The organism is Bombella dulcis (assembly GCF_026385505.1).
In the GTDB taxonomy this organism is placed as follows: domain Bacteria; phylum Pseudomonadota; class Alphaproteobacteria; order Acetobacterales; family Acetobacteraceae; genus Bombella; species Bombella dulcis.
Genome location: NZ_JANIDV010000001.1, coordinates 632,443 through 647,716, shown reverse-complemented (window position 1 = coordinate 647,716; position 15,274 = coordinate 632,443). Strand labels below are relative to the sequence as shown.

The window sequence follows — 15,274 nt, the reverse complement described above, 5'->3', positions numbered from 1 at the left end:
AATTTGTGAAAAATTCCCGAAAAGCAACGATCGGTCAAGAGTAGAATGGGAATGGACTACGTTATCTTTGTGTTGCCATTTCAAGGAAAGACAGCGGGAGGCTGAACTGTTTTGTCATGTTTTCTTGTTGGGGCGTGTATCGGAAGGGGCAGGCCATTTCCCGGAATGATGAAAATACCGGAAAATGGCTCGTCCTCAGGGAAGACCATCAGGGGGTATATTTCTGCTCGGCAAGGTAGCGTTCGGCCTCCAGAGCGGCCATGCAGCCCGTTCCGGCAGCGGTGACAGCCTGACGGTAGATTTTATCCTGAATGTCTCCGGCGGCAAAGATGCCGGGGATAGAGGTGGTGGCCGTTCCCGGTCGGGTGATGATGTAGCCTTCCGCATCACAGTCCAGCTGATTCCGGAAGGGGCCGGTGCTGGGGCTGTGCCCGATGGCGACGAACACGCCATCAACAGCCAGCCGCTCCGTTTCTGAAGGATTCTGCGTGTCTGCCAGTTCAAGAGCCGTCACGACAGCGGGTGAGCCTTCACCGACAATTTCCCGCACTTCCCTGTTCCAGTGAAGCCTGATTTTGGGGTTGTCATGCAGACGCTTCTGGAGAATGCGTTCGGCTCTCAGGCTGTCCCGGCGATGGACCAGATGGACGGTGGAGGCATGATGGGTCAGGTACAGGGCCTCTTCCACGGCTGTGTTGCCGCCTCCGATGACGGCAACTTCCTTGCCCCGGTAGAAAAATCCGTCACATGTGGCACAGGCGGATACCCCGGCCCCCTGATAGGTCTTTTCAGACTCGAGACCGAGCCATTTGGCCTGTGCCCCCGTGGCGATGACTACCGTGCGGGCACGGAACTGGTCTCCGGAATCACCGGTAAGGTGAAAATAACCTTCGGCATCCGGCCCCTGCTTCAGGGGAGCTTCGGTGATGAGATCATAGACCAGCTTCGTACCGACATGTTCGGCCTGTTCACGCATCTGCTCCATCAGCCACGGCCCCTGAACGGGCTTGGCAAAGCCGGGAAAGTTTTCGATCTCGTCAGTGATGGTCAGCTGGCCGCCCGGCTGCATGCCCGTCACCAGGATGGGCTGCATCCCGGCCCGTGCGGCATAGATGGCCGCCGTGTAGCCGGCAGGTCCGGCTCCGACGATCAGCATGTCGGTATGATGTGTCTCTGTCATGAAAAGCTCCATGATGAAGGGATGTGCCCCGCCTGCGGGGGAAAATGGACTGGTCGAAAAGGGCAGGGTGATACTAGGTCCGCTCCGGCCTGTAGGGTAATAGATATAGTATATGAAAGATGTCGATAAAAATGATTAGATCAGGCATGGTAACGAAATAATCTTTCGCTTCTCCGTGCAGAGAGTTTCCACATCAGAAAGATCAGTCTATATAGCGGGGGGTGAAGTCCTGCCATGGGCATGGCTGTTCCCCTCTGGGCCGTCAGGAGGGCCTGTAAGCAGAGTTGCTGGAAACCGTATGAGCATTGCAGACCTTGATGAGATTGATCGCAGTATTCTTGCCGAGCTTCAGCAGGATGGCCGGGTGACCAATGTCGAGCTGGCCCGGCGGGTCGGCATTTCGGCTCCTCCCTGCCTGCGGCGTGTGCGGCGGCTGGAGGAGATGGGTCTCATCCAAGGCTATCACGCAACGCTGGCTCCGGCGATGCTGGGCTGGTCCATCAGCTTCTTCGTGCTGGTCGGGCTGGACAGCCAGAAAAGCACTGTTCTGGAAGAGTTTGAGGCACTCGTTGCTGAGTGGCCTGAAACACGGGAATGTCATATGATCCGGGGTGGTGAGGATTTTCTCCTCCGGCTGGTAGCCCGTGATGCCGACCATCAGAATCGTCTGACACGGGACCTGATTGAGGTGACGCATGTCGTGCGGGTACAGACCTTCCAGGTCATCAGGACAAGCTGTGAGAGGGCTGGCGTCCCCTTCTGAAAGCGGAGCCGTGACAGGAATCTCACGGCGTCTGCTCTGGGGCGGGGTGGGGCTGCTGTTCCTGCTGCGTCTCATCGTGGCGGTGCAGATGCCTCTGGTGCCTGATGAGGCCTATTATTGGCTCTGGTCCCGGCATCTGCAATGGGGATATCTGGATCATCCTTTCATGATAGCCCTCTGGATTCGGGCGGGGACGTTTCTTTGGGGTGATACCCCTTTCGGGGTACGTTTCTGCGGCTTGATGGGGTTCGGGCTGGCCATGTTCTGGCTCTGTCAGGCGTCAGGGCGGTTTTTTCCACACCGCAGGGATGTGGGCCTCCGGGCCGTGCTGCTCCTGAACGTGACCGTGATGGCGGGTATCGGCCTTGTCCCGGCGACGCCAGACGTGCCCCTGTTCATGTTTCTCTGTCTGTCCTTATGGGGTTTTTCCAGGGCACTTTCAGTACAGGGGCAGGCAAAGGCATCGTGGGGCTGGTGGATGCTGTGTGGCGTCAGCCTCGGTCTGGCCGCTGATTCAAAATATACGGCTGTTCTGTTCGGGGCCGGGCTGGCAGGCTTTGTTCTGTTCGGAGGACGTGCCCTGTGGCGTTCTGCGGGGCCGTGGCTGGGGGGAAGCTGTGCCCTCGTGGCCGTGCTGCCCACTCTGATATGGAATGCGGATCATGGCTGGGCAGGGCTGCTGAAGCAGGGAGGGCGTGCGTCCCAGTGGCACCCGGAACGTGCAGGACAGTTTCTGGGGGAGCTGCTGGCCGGACAGCTGGCACTGCTGACGCCGTGGGTGGCCGTGCTGTGCTGTGTCGGGCTGTGGCGGTCCCGTCGTGAGGGTAGCCTGCTGCTCTGGCTTGTCGGCCCGGCCCTGCTGGTCTTTCTGCTGCATGTGACGGGAGACCGTGTGCAGCCCAACTGGGTCTGGGTGCTGTATCCGGTTCTGGTTCTTGCTGGTGCGGCATATGCCGGAACCGTTCGGGGAGCCGTGCTGACGGGTACCCTCTGCGTGTTGCTGGTCTATGGCCAGTGTCTGACAGGTTTTCTGCCCCTGTCGGCGCATCTGAATCCCATTGCCCGGTTGAGTGCGGGCTGGGAGGGAATGGCAGAGGCCCTGTCGGCAGAATCACAGGAAAAGGGTATTTCCGTCATGGTCACGGATGATTACGCTCTGGCGTCAATCCTCACGTTCCAGAAGGCGGAACATGTCGTGTTCATGGGGCAGGATTCCCGCTGGGCCTATCTGAAAGGCCTGACCCGGAAGACCGTGCAGACGGCCCTTTATCTGAAGGACCTGCATTATGGACCGGTTCCTGCGGGGGCATGGGCTTTATGGCGGAAGGACGGGGGTCAGCCCGTGCGACTCTATTCTCTGGAAATGCGCCATGATCTGTCCGGCTGGATCGTGCAGTAGAGGAAAAAGGCAGACATGAAAAAAAGCCACCCGGACCGGATGGCTTTCTCATTCGCAAAGCACGAAAAGGCTGAAATCAGAAGCCTTCACGCTCCAGACGCTTGCGCTCCATCTTGCGGGCGCGGCGCACGGCCTCAGCAACCTCACGGGCACGACGCTCGGACGGCTTTTCAAAGTGGCGACGGAGCTTCATTTCACGGAAGACGCCTTCGCGCTGCATTTTCTTCTTGAGGGCCTTCAGCGCCTGGTCAACATTATTATCACGAACGAGAACCTGCACGGTGTCGTCATCTCCTTTGGGGTTCTGATCCTTCCGAGCGGTGTCTGTAGCATCACTCATTGAAGGACGCGGATCCGATTACAGTGTGGAGTGGCCTAACATACTCCAAAACATGAGACAATAGTTTCTGACGGGATGAAAGAGTAAAGAACGGCTTTATCTGTGGATTATCTGCCCTGTCTGATGGCACCACATGGGGGAGAGGCGTATGCTGCATGTGGATTACCGTGTTGAAAGCATAGCGGGAGGAAAGGCTGTGGCACAGAATGACATGCGCACCATGGTCGACGCACATCTATATCTGAGGGAACATTCCATCAGACAGTCCTTTGAGGGACTCCTTGCTGTCTGGCGTTCACTTTCATGCGCCTGTGAAAAGAGGCTGGAGCGTCATGGGCTGGGGCCGGCCCATCACAGGATCATGTTTCTGGTGGGCAGTCATGAAGGGCTTCTGCCCAGTGAGCTGTGTAGGCGGCTGGGCATCACCAAACAGTCGCTGGGCCGTGCCCTTGGAGAGCTGAAAGACAAGAAGTTGGTTGAGCAGAAGGAAGATGAGGAAGACAGACGGAAAAGACCCATCTTTCTGACAAAGGAGGGCAGACAACTGGAAGGTGAGCTTTTTGCGTCTATACGGACGGTTCTGACACAGGCCTACCGGCAGGTTGACGGGGTCGCCGTCGATGGTTTCCGACGTGTCCTTTATGCTGTTATCCATTCCGGCAGGGACGGTAGGGCATGAAATGGGGAGAGCGCATGGCCTGCACTCTCCCTCCTGAAGTTCAGCGAGTCTGTTAGGCCGTCACGGCATCGAGTTACCGATACCGCCATTGCCAGTACCTTGGCCGTTAAGCGGACCACCTCCCATGCCGGCATTGCCCATGCCACCAAAGGTGCTACCCATGCTGCTCATTGGATTGTAGCGGCCAACGTTGCCCAACAATTCCTGAATGACGGAAATATGGGTCCCCGGTGTCGGGGTGACACCACCGGCCATGGAGACGGGAATGGCGTCATGCTTGTTCAGCACGTTCATCTTGCGGAGAACGCCGGCGTCATCAAAATTCAGGACCAGAACCTGCTGCTTGTCTATGACCGGATGAGCCAGCGGGACAAGGTCCTTCGTCATGGAAATGTATATCCATGTATTGTCATTGAAGGTCGCATGGGTCGTGGGGGAGCCAAGGATGCTCAGGGCGTCATTCTGGGTGCTGGAGTTGAGAACCAGCTGGTCATAGTCCAGCTTTTCAATCAGGGCACCACGGGGGATGGGGGGCGGACTGATGGCCTCACAGCTGCCGAGCATGAGCAGCCCTCCTGTCAGGACGCCTGCCCAGCAGCGGCGGCGCGCGGCCAGATGGCGGGTCAGGTGGGAAAAACGGGAACTCCGGTCCGGGGCGGCGGTAGAAAGGCTGGTCATGAAGGGCAAACTGTCCTGATGATATGCGGGCAAGCCGTACGTGCCCTTTCCGGTGCCTCACGGGAGGGAATATGTCAATCTTTTTCGTGGAACAGATACCGTGCCAGCATGTCGGCAGAGTCGTAGTTTTACCTTGACTTCATGCCGATACCATCCCTGAAAGGGGCAGTACTGTGAATGTTCACTCAGATGTTGTGAGGTCATGATGTCATCTGGCGATAAAGACGGGGCTGGCGTGCAGAAAGAAGGGGCGGTGACGGCGGAGTTCTCACGTCGCATCCCTCTGGCCAGGACGGGCCGCCCTCTGGAAGAGCGTGTGGACGCCGATCCCGGAGAAAGGGAGGCCCTGCGCCAGCGTTTCGGTCTTCTGTCCCTGAGCCATCTGGCCTGCGTGTTCCGTCTGGAGCGGGGGCAGGACAATATCGTGCTGGCGGAGGGGCATATCCAGGCTGAGGTGGAACAGGCCTGCATCATCACGGGCGAGCCGGTCAGGGAGGTGATTGACGAACCGTTCAGCCTCCGTTTCGTTCCGGCAGCGGACATGCCTGAGGATGAAGAGATCGACATTGAGAGCCTTCTTCAGGAGGATGCCGATGATGTCCCCTATGATGGCCGCGTGATTGATCTCGGTGAGGCAGCAGCCGAACAGCTGGCCCTGTGCCTGACCCCTTATCCCCGGAGAAGTGGAGCTGGCCTTGATCAGTTCGTGGAAGTCACGCCATCTGATGATGAACTTGACGCACGACAGGAAACGGACAGGAAAAGTCCTTTCGAGGTTCTGAACAAACTTCAGGAGAAGCAGTAAGGGAGTAGAAATATCCTTGCCGCCCTGATAAAGTGCGGAGCGAGTAACGATGTCTTGAATGACATTGATGTCTTGCAGAGGGGCTTCCTCTCTGCTAGAGGCCCACGCCTGAGCACCGCAGCTCTGGCGGTGGTGAGACTTAGTGAGATTTCTCTGGCTTGAGGCCGCGCCGTGCGGTAGCAGAAGCCGGATACGCAACCCAGTGAGAGGCAGATACCCATGGCCGTCCCCAAGAGAAAGACTACGCCGTCCCGTCGTGGCATGCGTCGCAGCCACCAGGCTCTTCGTATCGAGGCACACGCCGAGTGCGCCAACTGCGGCGAGATGAAGCGTCCGCATCACGTATGCAGCCATTGCGGCCACTATGACGGTCGTGAGGTTGTCAGTGCCGAAGGCCGTGCACTGAAGGCCGTCCGCGCCTGATCGTTCGTATTTTACGGATATAGCCCCGGACCAGTGTCCGGGGTCATGTTTATGTGATTCCTGCATCAGGCAGGAGAACAAGGAATCTTCTGGGGGCTGCACTCATGACAGAGGCGTCTGGCGTCAGAGCTGAGGCTGAGGCCGACAGGCAGGCTGTACATTTTTCGGCTCCTTATACCCTGGCCGTTGATGCCATGGGGGGAGACAATGCCCCCGGGATCGTTCTCGCCGGACTGGATACGACAGCCATCCGTCATCCTGAAATTAGGGTTCTTCTCATCGGTGATGAGAAGGTTTTAAACGCCTCGCTCGGCAGCTATCCCCATCTTTCGAAAATCTGCACCGTGCGTCATGCGCCGGACAGCATCCCCATGGAGATGAAGCCGACGGCTGCCCTCCGTGTGAAGGGGTCGTCCATGCGGATTGCGATGGAAGCCGTCGCTTCGGGTGAGGCCCGTGGTGTCGTGTCCGCTGGCAACAGTGGGGCCATGCTGGCACTGGCGAAAATCATCGTGAAGGCCCTTCCCGGCATTTCCCGTCCGGCAATGGCCGCCGTGCAGCCTTCAGCCCGTGGCGATGTGGTGATGCTCGATCTCGGGGCCAATATCGTCTGTGATGCCCGCAATCTGGTTGAATTCGCCATCATGGGGGAGGCGTTCGCACAGGCAGCCCTGTCCCTGAAGGCTCCAAGCATCGGGCTGCTCAATGTCGGCTCTGAAGAGCTGAAGGGTGACGAGCGTCTGAAACAGGCTGCTGAGAGGCTTCGTGACAGTGTCCTCTCTGACCGCTTTCATGGCTTTGTGGAAGGGCATGACATCACTGCCGGCGTGACGGATGTCGTGGTGACGGATGGTTTCACCGGCAACGTGGCCCTGAAGACGGGTGAAGGTGCCCTGAAACTGGCGTTCGGCCTGCTCCGGGACGTGTTCCAGACAAACTGGCTCACGAGACTGGGTTATCTGCTGGTCCGTCCAGGCCTGCGCCGGATGAAAGAGTGGATCGATCCCAGCCGGTATAATGGTGCCGTTTTTGTGGGGCTGAACGGGGTTGTCGTGAAGTCTCATGGCGGGGCCGATGCCGAGGGGTTCGCCTCTGCCGTGGATGTTGCCATTGATGCCGTGGAAAACAATCTGAATGACAAGATCCGCCATCGGCTGGATCAGCTGGGTATGCTCGGGCATGCTGGAGAGAGTAAAGAGCAGGAGTGACGTCTTTCATGGCGCAGGATCAACAGGCTCGGGGTAAAACGGCGGGTACCCGTCTGACAGGTGTTGGCAGTGCTCTTCCCAGACGTGCTTTCAGCAATGACGAACTGGCTGCCGAGTTCAGTCTTGACACGTCTGATGAGTGGATACGGACCCGGACAGGCATCCAGCAGCGTTATATTGTCTCCGGTGATGAAACGGCCGTTTCCCTTGCCCATGCAGCGGCCCGGAATGCGCTGGAACATGCGGGCCGGAAGGCTGAAGATGTGGACGCCATCATCGTGGCCACATCGACACCCGATCAGGTGTTCCCATCCGTTGCCGTGCGTGTTCAGGCGGCCCTGGGCATGGAACGTGGCTTCGGGTTTGATGTCAGTGCTGCCTGTTCCGGCTTCGTCTATGCCCTGACGGTTGCTGATTCCATGATCCGTTCCGGTCAGGCCGGACGTATTATGGTCATCGGTGTGGAAGTCTTCTCCCGTCTGCTGGACTGGGAAGACCGGTCCACCTGTGTGCTGTTCGGCGACGGGGCCGGTGCTGTCCTGCTGGAAGCCGGGGCCGGTGAGGGGGAAGGCATCCTCTCCACGCATCTCCATGCAGATGGCCGTCTTGGTGACCTGCTGTATGTGGATGGTGCCGTGGGCTGTGCCTCCGGCAAGGTTGCGCTGAAGATGCATGGGCGCGAAGTGTTCCGTCATGCCGTGGTCAATCTGGCCGCTGCGGTTGATGAAGCTCTGGAGCGCAATGGGCTGAAGGGTACGGACATTCAGTGGATGGTGCCACATCAGGCCAATCTCAGGATCATTGATGGCATGGCTAAAAAGCTGTCCCTTCCGTCTGAACGGGTGGTGGTGACGGTGGACCGTCATGCGAACACATCTGCCGCATCCATTCCGCTGGCTCTAGACGAAGCCGTTCGGGATGGGCGAATCAAAGAGGGTGATCTCGTGCTGATGGAGGCACTCGGTGGTGGGCTGACATGGGGATCGGCCCTCGTACGGAAGTGATAAGGTGCATTAAGATAGTTCTTTTCTGAGGTATCTTTATATTTATTGAGAGGAAGAACTCGTTTTTTGTGTGCTAATCAAATCGCTCGTGATACGTCTTGTGGCCATGGAGACGATTGTACGCACTGATCTGATAGAACTCCTCCAGAGGGAGCATGGCTTTTCCCGCCGGCAGGCTGTATTATTCCTGCAAGAAATGTTTGAGCTATTTGTCGAAATTCTTGAGCGGGGGGAACCGCTGAAAATTAGCGGTTTTGGAACTTTTTCCGTTCGGGATAAACCGACTCGGGTGGGTCGAAATCCGCTTACGGGTCAAGAGGCTATTATTTCGGCACGACGTGTCCCCTTTTTCCGTCCTTCTTGTTTGTTGCGAGAGAGTGTTAATAGTAAGATTCTAGAAGGGGGGAACCCTTATGATGCCTGTTGAATCACCGCAGGTGGATTCGGAGGAACTGCGGTCAGCTGCTAGCGTAGCGGAAGAACTGAGTCTTCCTCTTTATCGTCTACAGTCGTGGGAACGACTTTATCCGATATTTAAGACAGAGCGACGACAAGATGGGCAGAATTATTATGACAAGCGGGCCGTTATGGTCGTTAAAAATATTTCTCGTTTATTGTATCACGAAGGGGCTAAAAGTCACGAGATTGTATCTCAGCTCAGACGTGAGGGGATTGTCCCTGTCGAGCCTTCTCCTTCTGTAATTGAAGCAGAGGTTGAGGAGGGGGAGGCTGGGAATTTGTTGGCCTCTGATGGTGGCGATATTGTTCGATCTGCCGTGTCAGGCGAGTTAAACCAAGGTGATGGCAGTCTGAATGAACGTCATGAGGAATTTGGGCGTATTGCCGTGTTGCTTAAGGCATTGGAAGATGAAAACCTGTCCCTGAAGAAGGCCCTTGAAGAGAATCGCTCTCAGCCTTCCGCGGGAGAGGAACAGACGGCTTACGTTGAAGAGTTGGAAAAAGAGAATCTGCTTCTTCAGGAAACGGTCGAGCGTCTGACGGCTGAAATGGAAGTGCAGCAGGAGGCGGCTTCCATCCGTCAGCAAGATCAGGTGCAGCTTCAGGAGCTCCGTGCTCAGCTGGCTGGGATGCAGGCCAAACAAGAAGCAGTGCGGACGCTACAGGGTGAGCTTGAGGCGGTAAAAACGGAACTGACCGTTTTGATGACCGAGAATGAGACCTTGCGTGTAGCCGATCAGAAGCGGCGTGAGACTGAAGGGCGTAACCGTGAGTTACAGCGGACTATTGAATGTCTGATGGAAGAAGCGACGGAGTATCGGAAAGAAGCCGAGTTCAGGAAAGAGCGGCTGGCCCAGCTCGAAGTGCTGCGGGCGAAGCTGACCGAGATGCAAGTCGAGCATGGGCGGATTCAGGCTCTTAATGAAGAGCTGGAGAGTGTGCGTGCCGTAGCTGCTGAACAGGCTGCTTTTCTGAAAACGGAGAATGATGAGCTGCGTCAGGCAGGACAGCAGCAGTACGCCCGGTCACAGGAGAGAGAGAAGGAGCTGGAAGAACGGAATCTCGCTCTTCAGGAAACTGTTGCCCGTTTGAAATCTGAAACTGTAGAGCGGCTTCAGGATGTCAGGGGTCATGAAGAAAAGCTGGAGGCCCTCGGACAGAGGTTTAGGGCACTGCGGGGCGAGCATGAGCAGCTTCAGTCTTCTAGAACTGAAGCTGATGCTAGACAGCAGCAGGTTGTCGCGAAGTTTGAAGCCGTGGAGGCTGAACGCCAGGAGCTTCTGGGCAAGCTTGAGCAATCTGTCCTGATCATGCGGTCTCTTGAAGATGAGAATGTGCATCTCAAGCGGTCTCTTGAGGCCAGTGAAGAGAAGCAGGCTACTTTGGTTGTCGTTTCTGAAAAGGTAGCGAACCTAGAGGCAGAGAATGACAGGCTGCAACGGATTTACGCAAGCATGGCCGGTGAACGTGAGCGGCACGCACAGGCCCAGGAGAGAATACGCACTCTTGAGGCGGAAGGTGTTGCCCTGCATCAGAAGCTGGCAGCCCAGGAGAATGAGAACCGCCTTCAGGTGAAACGGAAGGAGGAGCTGGACAGGCTCCTGCGTGATCTTCTTGGCGAACTGGCCGAGATGCGGAAGACGCTTACCCTCTGAAAAAATATTAAAAAAAGCCCCCGGACCATTGCAGGAATGATCCGGGGCTGCTAGGGCTTCCTTACCGCAGGACGACGGGCAGTAGCGCAGTCTGGTAGCGCATCAGTCTGGGGGACTGGGGGTCGTGGGTTCGAATCCCGCCTGCCCGACCATCTCCTGCGGTTCTATTTCTCCTCATATTTTATCATACGCTGGCCTCCTGAGACCTTGTTGCTGGTCCAGAGTGTCCAGAGCAGGTGCAGCCCTGCCATGATGGCGGGGCCGACGAACAGGCCCATGAGCTGCCATGTCTCTGCACCACCGAGAATGCCCATCAGTACCCAGAGGAACGGTACCTTCGTGCTGCCGCCAATCAGGACCGGGCGGATGAAATGGTCAGCTACGAAGAGCACGACAGCTCCGATCAGCCAGACGATGGCAGCGGCAACAACACTTCCCTTGAAGGCGATTAGCAGACACACGCCCGTCACGGCGATCCAGCCCAGCAGAGGGACCATGGCGGCAATGGCCGTGGCCAGACCAAAGATGAGGGGCTGTGGAGCATCAGCCACCACATAGCACACGCCCATGATGGCACCTTCACCCAAACCGACCAGCACCAGCCCGGAAACCGTGCCGTGGATGGAGGACACGATCTGCCGTGCCAGACTTTCCCCCTGGGACCCGAAAAGACGCTGTGAAGCGATCATGCATTTCCGGATGATGCTGTCGCCATCCTTGAGCAGGAAGAAGAGCGTCAGCATGGAAAAGCCGAACAGGATGCCACGATGGATGATTTCCGAGCCGAACTGCTTGCCCACGGCCACACCATGACCGAGTTTTAGGGAGCGGAACAGCTCGTTCAGCGTGTCCGGGTTGCTGAGATGCTCGGCCCAGAGAGCCTTTGCCTGGGCAGAGGCTACGGGAAGGCGGTCCAGCCATGCCGGGACAGGCAGCCCCTGGCGGCGGACAAGGTCAATCCACATGAAGGCGGAGCGGATCTCATCAGCCGTCTTGATGCTGATGAAGGAGACGGGCACCAGAAAGATCAGGGCCAGTATTCCCGTGAAGAGGAGCGGCAGCCAGATGGTCTGGCCGAACCGTCTTACGGATCGCCTGTAGAGCGGCCAGAGGGCAATGGCGAAGATGCCACCCCAGAGCAGGGCCGGCAGCATGTTCCTGAGTGTCCACAGGGCTGCCAGCACGAAGAACAGGGCCAGAAAACCACGGGCGCGTTTCTGCAGGGTCTTGGAAGGAGAGGGCAGCCGGAGTGGAGGGTGTGCCCTGTGTGGGGTGTCATTCATGGTGCGTGGTATCTCAGTCATCTTGCCAGAATAAAGTGTGGAGCCGCACGGTGGCGGACCGGTCCGGAAAGGGCCGTCATTCAGCCTCTCCCATGTACAGACTATCTGCCAGAGCCAGACTGTCCTGCTTATCGAACATCCCAAGGCGCAGGAAAAGGTCTAGCAGGACAAGATTGACGTTAAATTTGAACTCGTCAGTGTCCCGGACCCGCCGGAACACTTCCTCAACGGGCATGAGATGAAAGGATTCCACTTCACCATCATTGATGTGAGGCACAAAATCTTCCGGGAGGAAGAGGTCATAACAGAGGAGCCGGTCCCGCCGCAGCCCCTCCGGGCGGGACATGGCGTAATGGAGCGTGCTGACATGGCTGGCCTGACGGGAGAGTCCGGCCGGGATGGTGGCTTCTTCCTCTGCTTCTTTCATGAGGGTTTCTTCCGGTGTCAGGCCGCTGCTCATGCCACCGGCCACCAGATGGTCCAGCTTTCCGGGGTCCAGCCGTTTCTGGGGGCTGCGGCGGGCCACCCAGAGATGCAGGCCCGATGCTTTCCGGACAAGACCATTCATATGCACGCCAGACGCTTCCACGCCGAAGACCGGGATAAGGGCACGGTCAATCTGCCCGATGATTTTACCTGTGGGGGACCGGACATCAAACCATTCATGGAATGGGGTATAACGTTCCTGTCGGGCCAGGCGGAGGCTCAGCTCCCGCAGGTTCCGGGCATCCGGCAGGGTGACGGCCTGATCGGTGACGGTCATCAGGCCCGTGCAGGCAGGGTCTTCCAGCCAGTACAGGCAGGCGGGGTCCACCAGACCGATGGTCGTGCCTTCATGAAACAGGGGCAGCCGTCCTGCCGAGAGAGTGACATTACGGCAGCGTTCAATGTGACGGAGGAAGGGTGAGGCAGCGGAGGACAGCATGGACTCTCTCAGATATTCAGTGATGACAGGGGACGTGTCTGTCCAGACTCCATCCTCCAGCGGGCAGTCAGGTGCTGGCAGAAAAAGCAGGACTGTATAAAAGCTGTCCCGTTGGCCTGCTCCGGGGCAGCAGAAGAAAATCTATCAGGTTTTTATGGCATCAATAAAGGTCAGGCGTCTGCCTCTGCGGGTATTCTGGCAGAAAATTCGTCCTTCTTCTTTGAGGGACTGGTCGTTCAGGTTCTGGCTGTCCTGCATTTTTCTTGTAATGGAGAGTGTGACATCCGTCACCACGCCCTGGCTGTTCAGCCGGATGGTGGGGCGTCTCTCGGTGCATGAGACCGTCATGGCGGCCATCATGGCCCTTCTGGCGCAGTATACGGTCCTGCGTATGCTGGGGGCCGTGGCAGGCCCTGTCCGCAGTCTGCTCATGGTTCCTGTGAGGGCGGCGTTACGGGAGCGGATCAGCCTGTTGGGGCTGGAGCATATCCATCGCCTCAGTGCCCGGTTCCATCAGAAGAGGCAGACCGGGGTGCTGACTCGGACCATAGACCGTGGGGCCGATGCGGCCAGCACGATCGTGGATATGGTGTTTTCCAATGTCCTGCCGAATGTTCTGGGGCTGGGCCTGACCTTTCTGGTCGTGCTGCGTGTGTTCAGCGGGCTGTATCTGATGCTGCTCTGCGGGACGATGCTGCTTTATGGGGGCATCTCCTTTGTTTTCACGCGCTGGCGGATGCAGGCCCGCCGGGCGCGGAATCAGGCGAACGGGAACGCCCATCGTCATCTTGTGGACAGTCTGCTCAATGCCGACATCGTGCGGTCTTTTGGTAATGTGGATCATGAAATCAGACGGCAGGCAGGAGCCTGGAAAGAATTGCGAGCCGCCGAGATACGTCTCCAGACACTGATCGGAAGTTCCCAGGCAGTCCGCAACATGCTCATTTCTCTGGCAACGGCCGGATTACTCGGGCTGGCCATACTGGATATTCATGCTCATCGACTCGGTGTGGCACAATTTGTACTGATGGGCACGTATCTTCGCAGTGTTTATGCATCCGTCGGGGCGTTGAACTATGTCAGTGCCGGCTGGCGCAATGCCCGTGTCGATATGGAGGCCTATCTGGAACTCATGGCACTGGAGCCGGACATACAGTCTCCAGCGCAGCCTGTTTCCCTGCCTGCGGGACGGGCGGAGGGCGTGACGCTGGAGATGCGGCATGTGTCCTTCGGGCATGATCCGGGGCGGCTGATCCTGCGGGATGTCAGCTTCCGGCTGGAAGCGGGAAAGATGCTGGCCATTGTCGGGCGGAGTGGTTCGGGCAAGTCCACGCTGGCGAAACTGGCCAGCCGTCTCTACGACCCTCTGGAAGGCATGGTCTTCATGGAGGGCGTTCCTCTCCCGTCTCTTTCGCTGGAAGAGCTGCGGGCACAGATCGGGGTGGTTGCGCAGGATACGTCGCTCTTCAATGCCAGCATGGCGGAGAATATCGCCTATGGGCGGGTGGGGGCCAGCATGGAGGAAATCCGGCACGCAGCGGAAGCAGCCCAGCTGGCCCCCCTGATTGAAAGACTGCCGGATGGTTTCGGGACGCTGGTCGGGGAGCGGGGCGTGCGCCTGTCCGGTGGGGAGAGGCAGAGGATGGCCATTGCCCGTGTCATCCTGCGTAATCCCCGCCTGCTTGTGCTGGATGAGGCAACCAGCGCATTGGACACCAGGACGGAAGAGGCCATCCAGACGGCATTGCAGGGCCTCTCGGCAGGCAGGACCACGCTTGTCATTGCCCATCGGCTGTCCACCATCCAGCAGGCTGACCATATAATCGTGATGGACGCCGGAGCCGTGGCAGAGGAGGGAACCCATCGTGACCTGCTGGAAAAGGGAGGTATTTACGCAGGAATGTGGAGATTGCAGGCAGGAGGGGGTTCCGTTGAAAGTCATTCGGATGTAGAGGGGTAGCGGGCTGCTTCTGTCGGTATGAAAGGCAGGAAAGACTTGACGTATCAGCGTCCATAAGTCATAAGCCCGCCTTATTTACGGAACACGTCAGGCCGTCCTGCGGCCCTGCGTATCACAGTATCGAGGAAGTTCTATGTCTCGCCGTTGCCATGTCACGGGCAAAGGGGTACTGACGGGCAATAACGTCAGCCACGCCAACAACAAGTCCCGTCGCCGTTTCCTGCCGAACCTTCAGGAAGCCACGCTCCTGTCCGATATCCTTGAGGCCCCGGTGCGCATGCGCCTTTCTGCCAAGGGTATCCGTACGGTCGAGCATAATGGCGGACTTGATTCCTTCCTGCTGGGCACACCGAACCGGAAACTGACACCGGAAGCTCTGGTCATCAAGCGTCGCATCCTGCGTGTTCAGGAGCGTAAGGCTGCCCAGCCAGCCGCCTGATCCATGCGGCTGGGTCCCGCCCTAGAAGAAGGGCGGGCGGCTGTGCCGGGGTGACTCTGCCGGGGCAGTCCGTT

Annotated in this window: 16 protein-coding genes, 1 tRNA gene and 1 pseudogene; 13 read left to right on the top strand and 5 right to left on the bottom strand. The window is 57.9% G+C overall.

The annotated features are described in order from the left end of the window. Positions 1-208 precede the first annotated feature (208 nt). Entirely contained in the window at positions 209-1,180 is a 972-nt protein-coding gene (gene trxB, locus NQF87_RS02950; protein WP_266126916.1) for a thioredoxin-disulfide reductase, read from the bottom strand. Between the two features lie 298 nt (positions 1,181-1,478). On the opposite strand from trxB, the gene NQF87_RS02945 reads away from it, so the two are divergent. Further along, complete coding sequence (locus NQF87_RS02945; protein WP_266126915.1) at positions 1,479-1,943, top strand: Lrp/AsnC family transcriptional regulator; 465 nt, start codon at positions 1,479-1,481, stop codon at positions 1,941-1,943. Positions 1,944-1,953: 10 nt separating this feature from the next. Then, on the top strand, positions 1,954-3,342 hold the full coding sequence (locus NQF87_RS02940; protein WP_266126914.1) for a glycosyltransferase family 39 protein: 1,389 nt from the start codon (positions 1,954-1,956) through the stop codon (positions 3,340-3,342). 76 nt (positions 3,343-3,418) lie between these two features. Here the strand turns inward: NQF87_RS02940 and rpsU are convergent, their stop codons facing one another. After that, positions 3,419-3,622 (bottom strand): 30S ribosomal protein S21, encoded by a 204-nt coding sequence (rpsU, locus tag NQF87_RS02935; RefSeq protein ID WP_026294133.1) that lies wholly within the window; start codon positions 3,620-3,622, stop codon positions 3,419-3,421. Positions 3,623-3,830: 208 nt separating this feature from the next. Here rpsU and NQF87_RS02930 point away from each other — a divergent pair, with 208 nt between their 5' ends. Further along, positions 3,831-4,361, top strand: a complete 531-nt coding sequence (locus tag NQF87_RS02930) for a MarR family winged helix-turn-helix transcriptional regulator (RefSeq protein ID WP_266126913.1) — start codon at positions 3,831-3,833, stop codon at positions 4,359-4,361. A 60-nt stretch (positions 4,362-4,421) separates the two neighbouring features. Here the strand turns inward: NQF87_RS02930 and NQF87_RS02925 are convergent, their stop codons facing one another. Continuing rightward, positions 4,422-5,039, bottom strand: coding sequence for an outer membrane protein assembly factor BamE (locus NQF87_RS02925; RefSeq protein ID WP_407651981.1), 618 nt, complete (start codon positions 5,037-5,039; stop codon positions 4,422-4,424). Positions 5,040-5,241: 202 nt separating this feature from the next. Here NQF87_RS02925 and NQF87_RS02920 point away from each other — a divergent pair, with 202 nt between their 5' ends. The 8 genes and pseudogenes from NQF87_RS02920 to NQF87_RS02890 all read left to right on the top strand — a co-directional run bounded on the left by NQF87_RS02920 (position 5,242) and on the right by NQF87_RS02890 (position 10,745). Further along, positions 5,242-5,844, top strand: coding sequence for a DUF177 domain-containing protein (locus tag NQF87_RS02920; RefSeq protein WP_266126912.1), 603 nt, complete (start codon positions 5,242-5,244; stop codon positions 5,842-5,844). A gap of 219 nt (positions 5,845-6,063) precedes the next feature. Continuing rightward, positions 6,064-6,267, top strand: a complete 204-nt coding sequence (rpmF, locus tag NQF87_RS02915; protein WP_182040803.1) for a 50S ribosomal protein L32 — start codon at positions 6,064-6,066, stop codon at positions 6,265-6,267. A gap of 104 nt (positions 6,268-6,371) precedes the next feature. Beyond that, positions 6,372-7,475 carry a phosphate acyltransferase PlsX gene (gene plsX / locus NQF87_RS02910; protein ID WP_266126911.1) on the top strand — a complete coding sequence of 368 codons (1,104 nt, stop codon included), beginning with the start codon at positions 6,372-6,374 and terminating at the stop codon, positions 7,473-7,475. An 8-nt stretch (positions 7,476-7,483) separates the two neighbouring features. Continuing rightward, positions 7,484-8,479, top strand: coding sequence for a beta-ketoacyl-ACP synthase III (locus NQF87_RS02905; protein ID WP_266126910.1), 996 nt, complete (start codon positions 7,484-7,486; stop codon positions 8,477-8,479). A 106-nt stretch (positions 8,480-8,585) separates the two neighbouring features. Next, positions 8,586-8,906 (top strand): integration host factor subunit alpha, encoded by a 321-nt coding sequence (locus NQF87_RS02900; protein WP_266126909.1) that lies wholly within the window; start codon positions 8,586-8,588, stop codon positions 8,904-8,906. Continuing rightward, a pseudogene (locus tag NQF87_RS08825) lies at positions 8,893-9,114 on the top strand (MerR family transcriptional regulator); the annotation flags it as partial. The gene NQF87_RS02900 and the pseudogene NQF87_RS08825, both read left to right, overlap by 14 nt. Positions 9,115-9,216: 102 nt before the next feature. Then, the gene (locus tag NQF87_RS02895) at positions 9,217-10,593 is read left to right on the top strand and encodes a coiled-coil domain-containing protein (protein WP_266126908.1); all 1,377 of its coding nucleotides are present in this window, start codon (positions 9,217-9,219) and stop codon (positions 10,591-10,593) included. A 75-nt stretch (positions 10,594-10,668) separates the two neighbouring features. After that, positions 10,669-10,745 (top strand) — tRNA-Pro (locus tag NQF87_RS02890). A 12-nt stretch (positions 10,746-10,757) separates the two neighbouring features. On the opposite strand, the gene NQF87_RS02885 is transcribed toward NQF87_RS02890, so the two are convergent. Beyond that, positions 10,758-11,876, bottom strand: a complete 1,119-nt coding sequence (locus tag NQF87_RS02885) for an AI-2E family transporter (protein ID WP_266126907.1) — start codon at positions 11,874-11,876, stop codon at positions 10,758-10,760. Positions 11,877-11,952: 76 nt separating this feature from the next. After that, positions 11,953-12,801, bottom strand: coding sequence for an NUDIX hydrolase (locus NQF87_RS02880; RefSeq protein WP_266126906.1), 849 nt, complete (start codon positions 12,799-12,801; stop codon positions 11,953-11,955). Between the two features lie 154 nt (positions 12,802-12,955). On the opposite strand from NQF87_RS02880, the gene NQF87_RS02875 reads away from it, so the two are divergent. Together NQF87_RS02875 and rpmB are read left to right on the top strand one after the other, a co-directional pair. Next, entirely contained in the window at positions 12,956-14,761 is a 1,806-nt protein-coding gene (locus NQF87_RS02875) for an ATP-binding cassette domain-containing protein (protein ID WP_266126905.1), read from the top strand. A gap of 133 nt (positions 14,762-14,894) precedes the next feature. Then, positions 14,895-15,200, top strand: coding sequence for a 50S ribosomal protein L28 (rpmB, locus tag NQF87_RS02870; RefSeq protein WP_077395677.1), 306 nt, complete (start codon positions 14,895-14,897; stop codon positions 15,198-15,200). The last annotated feature ends 74 nt before the right edge of the window (positions 15,201-15,274 follow it).